This is a genomic window from Parahoeflea alexandrii (assembly GCF_024105735.1).
In the GTDB taxonomy this organism is placed as follows: domain Bacteria; phylum Pseudomonadota; class Alphaproteobacteria; order Rhizobiales; family Rhizobiaceae; genus Hoeflea; species Hoeflea alexandrii.
This window is the reverse complement of sequence record NZ_JAAAML010000004.1, coordinates 316,028-328,833: the sequence shown is the minus strand read 5'-3', so window position 1 is coordinate 328,833 and position 12,806 is coordinate 316,028. Positions and strand designations below refer to the sequence as shown.

The window sequence follows — 12,806 nt, the reverse complement described above, 5'->3', positions numbered from 1 at the left end:
TTATTTGACCTCTCTGCTAGAATGTGATGGATTGTTTGTCAACAAAGGGAGGAGCGGCTGCATGACAGCCAATGCACGTGGCAACGCTGACGGCGTTGTCGCTGAAAAATCGAGCCTTGGCCACGACGGCAACCGCAAGTTCGTGACCGCGCTTGCGCGGGGGCTTGAAGTGCTGCGCTGCTTCCATCCACGCGACGGATTTCTGAGCAATCAGGAGATTGCGGAGCGCACCGGACTGCCCAAGCCGACCGTGACCCGCCTTACTTATACGCTGTGCGAACTCGGCTATCTGATGCAGATCCCGAGGCTCGGCAAATACCAGCTTGCTCCCGGCACCATCACGCTGGGTTATGCGGCGCTCGCCAATCTCGGCATTCGTCACGTCGCCCGCGACTTCATGGACCAGGCCGCGGAAGTGCTTGCGGCGCCGGTTGCGCTTGGTGTGCTCGATCGCAACAAGGCACTTTACGTCGGAATTTCTCGCGGCTCCGCGACATTTACCGTGCAGCTCGAAATCGGTTCGCGCATCCCGCTGGTCGAAACCGCCATGGGCCGCGCGCTGCTCGTCACCTTGCCCGAAGCGGAACGCGAGGAGCATGTGCTCGCCGCCGTCGAGAAGCATCCCGAAAAGGGCATGCTGATGCGCAAGACCATGGACAAGGCCATGGCTGATTACGAGCAGTTCGGCTTTGTCGTTTCCACCGGTGAGTGGCGGCCCGACATCTACGCCGCAGGCGCGCCCCTGGTCGCTGCCGACGGATCGGGAACCTACGCCTTCAATTGCGGTGCGCCACCCCATCATTTCCCGCCTGAACGCCTCTACAACGAGGTCGGTCCGGTGATGGCGTCACTCGTCCGCGTTGTCGATGATGCCCTGAACGGAAAACGGCCGCTTCGGCCGGATCACAACTGGATGCCCGCGGCACGAACTGCTGGCATGCATGAAAACAGACCGGAGCATGGAGGTCCCTGATGCAAGCTCAACCCGTCAGTTCGCCACCCCAACTTGCCGTGCGCGACGTCGTCGTGCGATTTGGCGGAATCGTGGCGCTGGACGGCATCGCCTTCGAGCTGCACAAGGGGCAGATTCTGGGTCTGATCGGCCCCAATGGAGCGGGCAAGACCACGCTGTTCAACTGCCTCAGCCGGCTTTACACCCCGGCATCGGGTGACATTCTCTATGATGGCAAATCGGTCTTGGCAAAGAAAGCGCACGAGATGCCAGCGGTCGGCATCGGCCGCTCGTTCCAGAATGTGGCGCTGTTCCAGCGCATGTCCGTGCGTGACAATATCCGCGTCGGCGCCCATGCCAACAGCCGCAGCGATTTCTTCTCCGATGCGCTGCGCCTGCCTTGGGTTCGCCGCCAGGAGGCCGAGGTCGACGCCACTGTCAGCGAACTGATCGAGTATCTCGAACTGGGCAGCGTCGCAGATCTTCCGGTGGACGGCTTGCCGTTCGGAACCCGCAAGCGGGTTGAGATTGCCCGCGCGCTTGCCGCCCGTCCCGGCGTGCTGTTGCTCGACGAACCGGCCGGCGGTCTCAATCATGACGAGGTGGGCGAGCTTGGCCGCCTCATCCAGCACATCCGCGATGATCGCGGTGTCACCGTCCTGCTGGTCGAACATCACATGGGCCTGGTGATGTCGATATCGGACAAGGTCGTTGTCCTCAGCTTCGGCCGCAAGATTGCCGAGGGCACGCCGGCCGAGGTTCAGCAAAATCCTGACGTGATTGCCGCATATCTGGGAGGCCAGTCCGAATGAGCAAGTTACTCGAAGTCACCGGCCTTCACGCCTCCTATGGCGATTTCCGGGTCTTGCACGGTCTTGATTTCTCCGTCGAGAAGGGCGGTATCTCGACGCTTCTGGGTGCCAATGGCGCCGGCAAGACCACGACGCTCCGTGCCCTGTGTGGCATGATCAAGCGATCCGGCACCATCCGCTATGACGGCAATGATATCGGCAGCAAGGCGACCGAGGAAATCGTCCGCATGGGTGTGGCGCATGTTCCCGAGGGCCGCGGCACCTTTACCGGCCTGACCACCGAAGAAAACCTCGAATGCGGGGCCATGACGCGCAGCTCCCGGGCCGAGATCGCGCGTGACATGGAGCAGGTCTATCACTGGTTTCCGCGGCTTCGCGAACGCCGCGCCCAGCAGGCAGGCACCCTGTCAGGCGGCGAGCAGCAGATGCTGGCTATCGCCCGGGCGCTGATGCTCCGGCCGCGCCTGATGCTTCTGGACGAGCCCTCCTTTGGTCTGGCCCCGATGATCGTCCAGGAAATGTTCTCGATCCTGCGCAAGGTCAACGAGGAGGAGGATGTCGCCATGCTGATCGTCGAGCAGAACGCCGGTGTGGTTCTCGAACTGGCCGACACCGCCTTCGTCCTTGAAACCGGCGGCATCGTGATGTCGGGTACCGCCGCGGAAATCCGCGACAACGAAACAATCCGCGCCGCCTATCTCGGCTATTGAGGGGGAAACGATGGAGCTTCTCGCACAGCAACTGATCACCGGCATCGCCACCGGCGGAATCTATGCCTGCATGGCACTCGCCGTGGTAATGATCTATCAGGCCATTCACCACCTCAATTTTGCCCAGGGCGAAATGGCGATGTTCTCCACCTTCATCGCCTGGCAGATGCTGGCCTGGGGCGTGCCCTACTGGCTGGTGATTCCGCTGACAGTGGTCGTTTCCTTTGCTGGCGGCGTCGCCATCGAGCGGCTCGTGATCCGGCCTCTCGGAGACGCCCCGGTGCTCAGCCACATCGTCGTCTTCATCGGCCTCTTTGCCATCATCAACAGCCTTGCCGGGTTCATCTGGGACTTCACCATCAAGCCGTTCCCGAGCCCCTTCGGGGAAGGCTCGCAGTTCGGCGGCCTGATCAGCAATCACCAGATCGGCATGATCGCGGTCACCATGACAGTGCTTGTGATGCTGTTCCTGTTTTTCCAGTACACACGGGTCGGCCTCGCCATGCGCGCCGCCGCCGAAAATCCCGCATCGGCCCGCCTGGTCGGTATCCGGGTCGGCTGGATGATCGCGCTCGGCTGGGGCATGGCGGCGGCGATTGGCGCTGTCGCCGGCATTCTGATAGCGCCCATCGTCTTTCTTGAACCCAACATGATGCTGTCGATCCTGCTCTACGGCTTTGCAGGCGCGGTGCTTGGCGGGTTGACCAGCCCGACCGGTGCTGTTTTTGGCGGCTTCATGGTCGGTATCATCGAGAACCTCGCCGGCACCTACATCCCGGAGATCGGTGGCGAACTGAAATTGCCGATCGCGCTGTTCCTGATCGTCACCGTTCTGGTGTTCAAGCCCACAGGCCTGTTTGGCCGCACCGTCGTACAGAGGGTCTGATAGATGTCCGCAAACACCACGACCACCGCCGACGGCCAGGCTCCGGCCAAGCAGGGTGTGAGCCTGCCTCAACCCGCCGCGGCCACAAGCAACGCGAAGATCATGCGGACGGCCGGCGTCATCCTGCTCGCGATCGGAATTGCCGCGCCCTTCCTGTCCGGAAACTTCCTGATCTTCCAGCTGACGATGATGATGATCTACGCGATCGCGATCCTCGGGCTCAATATCCTCACCGGCATCAACGGCCAGTTCTCGCTGGGCCATGGCGCATTCTATGCCGTCGGGGCCTATACTGCCGCCATCATGATGGACCAGTTCGGTATCGGCTACCTGTGGACCCTGCCGGTGGCCGGCATCATCTGCTTCGTTGTCGGCTTCCTGTTCGGGCTGCCTGCGTTGCGTCTGGAAGGTGTCTATCTGGCGCTGGCGACATTTGCGCTTGCCGTCGTCACCCCGCAACTCTTCAAGCTGTCGCCTTTCGAGCACTGGACAAGCGGTGTCATGGGGATCGTGATCTCCAAGCCTGACGCGCCGTTCGGGTTGCCCCTCAACCCTGATCAGTGGCTTTACTTCCTGACTTTCGCCATCGGTCTGCTGGCCTATGTCTGCGCCAGGAATCTTGTCGGCAGCCGGACCGGTCGCGCCCTGATGGCGATCCGCGACAATCCGATTGCGGCGGGATCGATGGGCGTGAACACGCCGCTTTTCAAATCCCTGGCCTTCGGTGTCAGTGCGCTTTACACCGGTGTCGCCGGTGCGCTCGGCGCCATCGTTGTCCAGTACATCTCGCCTGATTCATTTACATTCACGCTCTCCGTGGCCCTTGTCGTTGGGCTTGTGGTCGGCGGCGTCGGCTGGCTGCCCGGCGCGCTGTTCGGCGGGGCCTTCATCATGTTCGTGCCCAATATCGCCGAGGAACTGTCCAAGGGCCTGTCAGGCGCCGTCTACGGCCTCATCATGATCCTCATGATGTACGCAATACCAACCGGGCTGGGAGGCCTGTTGAAGGCGGCGCTGACAGCGTTGTCCAAGCGGAGTATGAATAGGTAGTGCAACCTTAAAGGGAGGAAACCATGCACAAACGACGTAACATGCTCAAATTTGTGGGCGCGGGGCTTGTCTTGAGCGCCGGGCTGTCACTTCCGGCACTCAGCCAGGCGGCAGACATGCCTGGCGTGACCGATACGGAAATCACGATCGGCAACATTGCGCCCTACAGCGGGCCGGCTTCGGCCTACTCGACCATCGCCAAGACGATTTCCGCCTATTTCGACAAGGTCAATGAAGAAGGCGGCATCAACGGACGCACGGTCAATTTCCTGTCCTATGATGATGGCTACTCGCCGCCCAAGGCGGTGGAGCAGGCACGCAAGCTCGTCGAGAGCGACGAGGTTCTGCTGATCTTCCAGTCGCTCGGAACGCCGTCGAACTCGGCGATCGAGAAGTACATGAACATGAAGAAGGTGCCGCAGCTTCTCGTTGCCACCGGAGCCACCAAGTTCGGCAATCCGGGAGAAGCCCCGTGGACGATGGGCTGGCAGCCCAACTACCAGAGCGAGGGCATCATCTATGGTCGCTGGATCGCTTCCGAAATGCCCGATGCGAAGATCGCCGTGATGTTCCAGAACGACGATTTCGGCAAGGACTTGCTCAATGGTCTGAAGACCGGGCTTGGTGACAAGGCCGACATGGTCGTCGCCGAAGCTTCCTACGAAGTTGCCGAGCCGGTCGTGGACTCGCAGGTTGTCAAGTTGAAGGCTTCCGGCGCCAATGTCTTTGTCAGTTTCGCGACGCCGAAATTCGCCGCTCAGGGCATCAAGAAGGCCCACGAGATTGGCTGGGATGCAACCCAGATCGTCGCCAACGTTTCCAACTCGGTGGGCGCGGTTCTCACGCCTGCCGGACTGGAAGCTTCCACCGGTCTCATCTCCACCGCCTATCTCAAGGACATGCAGGATCCCCAGTGGGCGGACGACCAGGGCGCCAAGGACTGGAACGCCTTCATGGACAAGTATTATCCGGACGGTGACAAGCTCTCGAGCTTCACCACCTACGGATATTCGGTGGCGCAGACCATGGTGCACATCCTTGATCAGGCGGGTGATGACCTGACGCGCGAGAACGTGCTCAAGCAGGCTGCCAGCATGAAGGACGTCACCCTGCCGCTGTTCCTGCCCGGCATGACGATGAACACGACCGAGACCGACTACTTCCCGATCGAGCAGATGCAGTTGATGAAGTTCAACGGCGAGCGCTGGGAAACCTTCGGTGACATCATCTCCGGCGAAGTCGGCGGCTGATACAAGGCTCTTCTGAGCAAGATCGAAACGCCGGGCACCCTGTGGTGTCCGGCGTTTCCATTTCTGGGTTTCGCCCTCGGAACCGCACCATTTATACATTTGCCATCAATGTTGACATTTGTCTATTATCGCGACATTGTCGCCATGAATGAGGGAGGCAGATGTGCGCAACAAACGTTCGACCGAAGACATAGCCATGGGAATCCGCAGACGGGTGTTCGAACATTCGATGCGTAACAATGGCGGCTATCTCAGCCAGGCCTGTTCGGCAGCCGAGCAACTGGCGTTCCTCTATAACGAGGCCCTGAATCTGGGCGAGCCGGTGTTGCCGGCAGTGCCCAGACCTTTCGCCGGCGTCCCCTCCGCCGACAATCCGGATTATGTCACCGGCGCCGGCTACAATGGCCCGTTCGAGCCACAGTATGACCGGCTGTTCATTGCGCCCGCGCATTACGCGCTGGTGGCCTATGCGACTTTGATCGAGACCGGCCGGATGGATGCCGAAGGGCTTGAGATGTTCAACAAGGACGGCTCGTCGGTCGAGATGATCGGCGCCGAGCATTCGCCCGGCATGGAGGTCCACAACGGAACCCTCGGCATCGGCCTGTCGACCGGCGCGGGCCTGGCCTTTGGCCGCAAGCGGCGCGGCGAAAGCGGTGGGGTCTGCGTCTTCATGTCCGATGGCGAGGTCCAGGAGGGCCAGACCTGGGAAGCGGTGCAGGCAGCCGCCCACCACGGCATCGACAATCTCTGGGCGCTGATGGACGTCAACGACCAGCAGTGCGACGGCGCCATGGATTCGGTGATGGAAGTCCGCGACATCGCCGCCAAGTTCCGCGCCTTTGGTGCCGTCTGTGTCGAGATCGATGCGCATGATCTCGACGCCATGCGCCAGGCCAGGAACGAGCCGCACGAAGGCCAGCCGCTGATCATCCTGGCCCGCTCCTCGCCCACACAGGGCATGAGCTTCCTGCAGAAACGCTTCCCGCGGCTGCATTATGTGCGGTTCAAGTCCGAGGAGGAGCGCGCCGAAATGAATGCTTCCATCGCCGCCGAGCTTGGTATCGACCCGATTGAACTGGAGACGCACTGATGGTTGAGATGGTCAATCGCCCCTATGCGTCGGCCTTCGAGGCCTACGCCGTCAAGCATCCCGATGTGCTGTGCCTGTCCGCCGACCTGACTTCGTCCTGCGAGATCGACGGCTTCCGCGACCGCCACCCGGGCCAGTTCCTGTCGCTGGGCATGGCCGAGCAGAACATGATGAGCTTTGCCGGAGGGCTAGGCCTTGCTGGCTACCGCCCGTTCCTGCATTCCTTTGGCGTCTTCCTCTACCGCAGGCCCTACGACCAGCTCATGGCCTCGGTCGCCTATCCGCGCCGCAAGGTGCGCCTGATGGGCTTCCTGCCCGGCATAACCACGCCCGGCGGCATGACCCACCAGGCGATCGAGGATGTTGCCGTGATGCGGTCGATCCCAAACATGTCGATCCTCGAAACCGGCGACGCCACCGAGGTCGAGAGCATCTGCGAGGCAGCCGATTCCATCGACGGTCCGGTCTATTGCCGCGTCCTGCGCGGCTCGGTTCCGCGCCTGTTCGACAGCCCGATCAAGGTCGGCGAAATGCGCGAACTTTCCTTGGGCGCCGATGTTCTGGTGGTCACCTCCGGCATTGCCACGGAAGAAGCACTCCGTGCCCGCGACGCGCTGTCCAGGGCCGGTGTCTCGATCCGGCATCTGCACATCCACACCATCAAGCCGTTCAACGAGCAGGCGCTGCTCGATCATATCGGCTCGGTCTCCAAGGGCGTCGTGGTGCTCGAAAACCACGTCATCACCGGCGGAGTCGGCTCTCTGGTTGCCGAGATCATGGCCGACAACGGCGTCGGCAAGCCGCTGGTGCGGCTTGGTCTCAACGACACCTATGCCCATGGCGGCTCGAAGCCCTACCTGATGAAGCATTACGGGCTTGATGCCGGTGCGCTGGTGCGCGGCATCGAGCGCATCATCGGCGCCTCGACCGGCATCGACGAGGAAGCGCTTGCTAGCGCCCGGGTCGACGCGGTTCATTCCGCCGTCAAGGCGGAGGCGCTGTAGGGATGGCGGACGACAGCCGTTTCCGCGTCCGCTACCGGCTTCTGGCGGACAATCCGCAGGATGCCGACCAGCGGGCGCTTGGCATCGCGCTCGAGCAGACGGTCGAGATCCCTGGCGACATCGTGCCTAAGGGCTACATAAGCGACGAGATCGTCGGCCAGATTGAAAGCGTCAGGCATCTTGGCGGCAATACCTATGAGGCGGAGATCTCCTACAGTCCCGACAGCGCCGGCGACGAGATCATCCAGCTGATCAACGTGATCTTCGGCAATTCCTCGATCCAGCAGAATATTCGCGTGACGGGCTTCGAGCCCGGCCGGGTGATCCGCGAGCGTTTTGCCGGCCCGCGCTTTGGCATCGAAGGTGTTCGCGCGCGATCGGGACGCGGAAGGGGAGGCTTGATTTCGCCGGTGATCAAGCCGCAGGGTTCGAGCGTCAGACAACTCGCCGACATCGCCTACCGTTGCACGCTCGGCGGCGCCGACATCATCAAGGACGACCATGGCCTCGCCAACCAGACAATGGCCCCGTTCGGTGAACGTGTGAAGGCGGTGAGCGCCGCGGTGGCCGAGGCCAACGCCAGGTCCGGCGGCTCGGCGCTCTATTTCGTCAACGTGACCGGCCACACCGGTTCGCCTGTGGACGAGGCGTTCCAGGCCAGGGAGGCGGGCGCCGGTGGCCTGCTGCTGATGCCCGGCCTGATGGGCTTTGGCGTGGTGCAGGCGCTGTCGCGCGATCCGTCCTTCGATCTGCCGATCATGACCCATCCGAGTTTCACCGGCCCCTTTGTGCTGACGCCTGAAACCGGTGTTTCCCACGCCATCATGTACGGCGTGTTCCAGCGTCTGGCCGGATCCGACATTTCGGTGTTCCCCAATGTCGGCGGCCGCTTCGGCTTCAGCGTCGAGGAATGCCTGTCGATTGCAGAGGCCTGCCGCGCGTCCGACGGCATCGGCCGGCCGATGATGCCGAGCCCCGGCGGCGGCATGAGCGTGGAGCGCGCAGGCGACATGGTCTCGATGTATGGCGAGGACGTGGTCTTCCTGCTCGGCGGCAGCCTGCTGCGCGCCGGCGAGGCGATCGGGGAGGCGGTGCGCGCCATGCGCGACGCCGTCGACAGCATAGCGGCCTGATTGAAACAACCGGGGTCTGTCCTGGAAACTGTGGGGCGCGGTTGAAAGACCGGCCCCATTTTTTTGCCGCAAGGAGAGCCTGCTGAAATGGCTTTGGCCTTGCCGAAAGCCGCTGACCTGTGTGGTTTGGCGAGGGCTTGAAGAAGCGATGTGAGCGCAGAAAAAAGGCCGCATCCGGAGATGCGGCCTTTCCATCCTGGGAGGGATGTTGGATCAGCGTGCCGGCAGCGGCATCCAGTCGGTCATCGCGACATCGGCATGGGCAAATTGCGGCATCTTGGCCGAGAGTTCTTCCATGTTCTTGATGTCGTTCTCGATGAGGAAGTCCTGCGTGATCAGGGTTGGCGGCACCACCACCTGGGCACCGGGTTCGCCGCCGGTCAGCATGATGGCGAGAGCCCGTACCGAGACTTCGCCGACAACTGCCGGGTTGGTCGCAACGGTTGCCGCCCAGGCGCTGTCAGGCTCGCGCATCGCCGAGATGTCGGCGGTCGAGACGTCGGCGGAATAGATCTTGATGTCCTGCGACATGCCGGCTTCGTCCACCGCGATCTTCACGCCCTTGGCGAATTCGTCATAGGGAGCGAAGAACACCGAGATGTCCGGGTTTGCCTGCAGCACCGAGCGTGCCTGGTTGGCGTTCGAGTTGGCGATCGGGTTGTCGAGCGTGCCGATCTGGGCGGCTTCCACGATACCCGGATTGGCGGCCTTGACCTCTTCCCATGCGACGTGACGGCGGTCGAGCGGAGCGATGCCGGGCACGTAGACATAGCCGGCCTTCCATTCGGTGCCGTTGTCCTTGATCGCCTGTTCCAGCGCCAGCTTGCCGAGCAGGTAATCCGACTGCTCGATCTGCGGGATCGCGTCGTTTTCGACATTGACGTCGAAGGCCACGACCTTGATGCCGGCGTCCACCGCGCGCTGGGCGGCTTCCTTCATCGATTCCGTCAGGCCGTGCTGGATGATGATCCCGTCGACGCCCAATGCAATTGCCTGGTCGACCATGTCGGCCTGAAGGGCCGCGTCCTGACGGCTGTCGAGGACCCGGAGATCGACGCCAAGTGCTTCGGCCTGCTTTTCCACGCCCGACAGATAGGCCTGAAAGAAGTCACCGGTGGAGAGATAGCGCACCAGCGCGATCTTCACATCGCCGGGGTTGTCGAGCGGCGCCGGCATGTCTGCAGCCGTTGCAAGGCTCGCGGGCAGGGTGACGGCTGCAGCGGCGAGGCCCGCAAAGAGGGCCAGGGCTTTTCTGCGTATGATTTTCATGCTGTTTTCCTCCGTTAAATGATTGGTCTTGCTTAGTGGCCGCCGGCCTTCCGGGCCGAAAGCGAGAAGGTGAAGACAAGGGCGATGACCAGCACCAGGCCCTTGATGAAATCCTGCGTGTAGTAGGGCGCGTTCATCATCGTCAGGCCCTGCAGCAGGATGCCCACAAACAGCGCGCCCATGGCGGTGCCGAAGGCATTGGGCTTGGCAGCACCCAGCACCGCAAAGCCGATCAGGGCTGCGGCAACCGCATCGAGCAGCAGATTGGTGCCCGAGGCGATGTCGCCACGCCCGAGACGGGCTGCAAGCAGCATGCCGCCGATCGATGCCAGAACGCCCGAGATCATGTAGGCAAGGATCTTGTAGTTGTTGACATTGGTGCCCGTCAGGCTCGCCGCCCGCTCGTTCGATCCGATGGCATACATCAGCCGGCCGTGCCGGGTGAGCTCGAGGAACACCCAGACCAGGATGCCGATGACCACCAGGAATATCACCGGAGCCGGCAAAAGGTTTTCCAGCATAAAATCGAACCGGTGACGTCCAAGCTGCAGGAACAGCGGCGAGAACGTGCCTTCCGCTGTCGAGCCGTCGGGCAGTGTCATACCCATGGCAATCGAGCGGCCTTCGGTCGGAATGCGCTGCAGGCCGACCAGCAGGAACATCATGCCGAGCGTCGCCAGCAGATCCGGAACCTTGGTCTTGACGATCAGCAGGCCGTTGATCAGGCCAATGAAGGCACCCATCGCCAGGCAGGCGATGATGGCGACAAAGGCTGGCTGTTCGAGCACCACCATCATGTAGGCCGCCAGCATCATTGATGAGGTGGCGACTGAGCCGATCGACAGGTCGAAGCCGCCGACCACCAGCGTGCAGGTGACGCCGAGCGCCAGGATGCCGGTGATCGCCACCGACTGGAAGATGAACACCGCGCTGCGCGGTCCGGCGAAACCGTTGGCGAAGACCGAAAAGAAGATCACCAGGCCGACCAGAAGCGCCAGGAAGCCGTAACGGATGGCGATGTCGATCAGCCCGCCGGAGCCGGGCTGCGGTTTTGGCGCGCGCGAACCCGCGCTTGAGGTCTCGGTCTGGTTCATGCTCATGCGTGTGCTGTCCTTGCGGCGCTGCCGGCATCTGACGGCATGGCCCCGGTTACTGCGGTGAGAATCTCGTTGAGATCCACGTTCTCGTTTCTGAATTCCGCCGCGACCGAATGCTCGGTCATGACGATGATGCGGTCGGCGACTTCCAGCGCCTCGTCGAGTTCCGAGACAAACACCAGTGTCGCCCGGTTCTTCGCGGTTTCGCGGATCTTGCGGCCGATATCGCGGCGGGCGCGAATGTCGACACCCTGAAAAGGCTCGTCGAGCAGCAGCAGCCGGCATTGCTCGGCAAGCCACCTGGCCAGCATCACCTTCTGCTGGTTGCCGCCCGACAGCGTGCCGATCGAATCGGTCTCGCCCTGGCAAACGATCGACAGCGCCTCGATCATCTCGTTGGCGGTGCTACGCTCGTCCGAGCGCTTGATGAAGGACAGGTTCGAGTAGCGCGCCAGGAAGGGCAGGGTGATGTTGCGGGTGATGTCGAAATCGGCAACCACGGCATTGTTGGCCCGGTCCTTGGCTGACATGAACACACCCCGCGCTATCGCAGCCTTGGGATTCGCCGGCGCATAATCCTTGCCGTCAATCCGGATCTGTCCACCGGCAGGGCGGCCAAGTCCGAACAGGCTCTGGGCGAAGGCGCTCTTGCCGCTGCCGAGCAGGCCGGTAACGGCAACCACCTCGTTTTCGCTCAGGTTGAAATCGAACGGCTTGCTGCCGGAGAGCAGCCGGAGATCGGTGATTTCCAGCACCCGTCTGCCGGGGGCGCCGATGCTGATGTCGGCATCGGTCATGCGGTGGCCGAGCATGGCGTTGACCGCGCCTTCATAGTCGAGCTCTTCGCCCTCGAAGACCCCGGAAATCTCGCCGTCGCGCATCGACACGATGCGGTTGGCGATGCGGCGGATGTCCGACATCCGGTGCGAAATGTAGAGAACGGCAACGCCCTTGGCCGAAAGACGTTCGATGAGAAGGAACAGGCGTTCGGCTTCGGAGGCTGAGAGCGATGATGTCGGCTCGTCGAGAATGAGCAGCTGCGGATCATGCGCCATGGCCCGCGCAATGGCGATCAGCTGCCGGTCGGCGACGCCGAGTTCTGCCACCGACTGGCGCACATTGAGCGCAAGCCCCATCTGGCTGGCTATGCGTTCGGCATCGGCATAATTCTGCCGGCGCTTGAGAAAGAAGCCGTAGCCCGGCTCGGCGAGCTGGTCGATCAGCAGGTTGGAGGCGACATCGAGATCAGGAATCACCCCGTCATTGATGTTCTGGTGCACGGTAACGACGCCGGCGCGGATGGCTTCTGAAGGTGTTGACGGGCGGAAATCCTTGCCCAGCAGCGTGATCGAGCCGGCATCGAGCGCGTGTACGCCGCTCAGAATCTTGACCAGGGTGGACTTGCCCGCGCCGTTCGCGCCCATCAGCACGGTGACCGATCCGGCGGGCAGCGACAGGTTAAGCTGCTTGAGGACACGGTTGTCCCCGAACGACTTGTCCACGCCCCGCAGATCGCAAAGAGTTCCGTTCATGCTGTCCTCCCGCTATGA

12 protein-coding genes are annotated in these 12,806 nt (G+C 62.3%); 9 read left to right on the top strand and 3 right to left on the bottom strand.

Features of this window, described 5'->3' with window-relative positions:
* The first annotated feature begins 61 nt into the window (after nucleotides 1-61).
* From GTW23_RS20850 to GTW23_RS20810, 9 genes are all read left to right on the top strand, one after another.
* Nucleotides 62-973, top strand: coding sequence for an IclR family transcriptional regulator (locus tag GTW23_RS20850; RefSeq protein WP_152010010.1), 912 nt, complete (start codon nucleotides 62-64; stop codon nucleotides 971-973).
* Complete coding sequence (locus tag GTW23_RS20845) at nucleotides 970-1,764, top strand: ABC transporter ATP-binding protein (RefSeq protein WP_382266634.1); 795 nt, start codon at nucleotides 970-972, stop codon at nucleotides 1,762-1,764. Before GTW23_RS20850 ends, GTW23_RS20845 begins: the two co-directional genes overlap by 4 nt.
* Entirely contained in the window at nucleotides 1,761-2,474 is a 714-nt protein-coding gene (locus GTW23_RS20840) for an ABC transporter ATP-binding protein (RefSeq protein ID WP_152010008.1), read from the top strand. The genes GTW23_RS20845 and GTW23_RS20840 overlap by 4 nt, the downstream gene beginning before the upstream one ends.
* Before the next feature lie 10 nt (nucleotides 2,475-2,484).
* On the top strand, nucleotides 2,485-3,360 hold the full coding sequence (locus GTW23_RS20835; RefSeq protein ID WP_152010007.1) for a branched-chain amino acid ABC transporter permease: 876 nt from the start codon (nucleotides 2,485-2,487) through the stop codon (nucleotides 3,358-3,360).
* Between the two features lie 3 nt (nucleotides 3,361-3,363).
* Complete coding sequence (locus GTW23_RS20830; protein ID WP_152010006.1) at nucleotides 3,364-4,410, top strand: branched-chain amino acid ABC transporter permease; 1,047 nt, start codon at nucleotides 3,364-3,366, stop codon at nucleotides 4,408-4,410.
* Nucleotides 4,411-4,433: 23 nt separating this feature from the next.
* Nucleotides 4,434-5,660, top strand: coding sequence for an ABC transporter substrate-binding protein (locus tag GTW23_RS20825; protein ID WP_382266489.1), 1,227 nt, complete (start codon nucleotides 4,434-4,436; stop codon nucleotides 5,658-5,660).
* Between the two features lie 163 nt (nucleotides 5,661-5,823).
* Complete coding sequence (locus tag GTW23_RS20820) at nucleotides 5,824-6,753, top strand: transketolase (RefSeq protein WP_252917342.1); 930 nt, start codon at nucleotides 5,824-5,826, stop codon at nucleotides 6,751-6,753.
* Entirely contained in the window at nucleotides 6,753-7,757 is a 1,005-nt protein-coding gene (locus GTW23_RS20815; RefSeq protein WP_252917341.1) for a transketolase family protein, read from the top strand. Before GTW23_RS20820 ends, GTW23_RS20815 begins: the two co-directional genes overlap by 1 nt.
* A gap of 2 nt (nucleotides 7,758-7,759) precedes the next feature.
* Nucleotides 7,760-8,890, top strand: coding sequence for a RuBisCO large subunit C-terminal-like domain-containing protein (locus GTW23_RS20810; RefSeq protein ID WP_252917340.1), 1,131 nt, complete (start codon nucleotides 7,760-7,762; stop codon nucleotides 8,888-8,890).
* A gap of 213 nt (nucleotides 8,891-9,103) precedes the next feature.
* Here GTW23_RS20810 and GTW23_RS20805 read toward each other — a convergent pair whose 3' ends face one another.
* Genes GTW23_RS20805 through GTW23_RS20795 form a run of 3 tightly spaced genes read right to left on the bottom strand, consistent with a single transcriptional unit; the run spans nucleotide 9,104 to nucleotide 12,788 of the window.
* Nucleotides 9,104-10,159: a substrate-binding domain-containing protein gene (locus tag GTW23_RS20805; protein WP_152010002.1), complete on the bottom strand. Its 1,056-nt coding sequence runs from the start codon at nucleotides 10,157-10,159 to the stop codon at nucleotides 9,104-9,106.
* Nucleotides 10,160-10,191: 32 nt separating this feature from the next.
* Nucleotides 10,192-11,259 carry an ABC transporter permease gene (locus GTW23_RS20800; protein WP_252917339.1) on the bottom strand — a complete coding sequence of 356 codons (1,068 nt, stop codon included), beginning with the start codon at nucleotides 11,257-11,259 and terminating at the stop codon, nucleotides 10,192-10,194.
* Complete coding sequence (locus tag GTW23_RS20795) at nucleotides 11,256-12,788, bottom strand: sugar ABC transporter ATP-binding protein (protein WP_252917338.1); 1,533 nt, start codon at nucleotides 12,786-12,788, stop codon at nucleotides 11,256-11,258. Before GTW23_RS20795 ends, GTW23_RS20800 begins: the two co-directional genes overlap by 4 nt.
* Nucleotides 12,789-12,806: the final 18 nt, after the last annotated feature.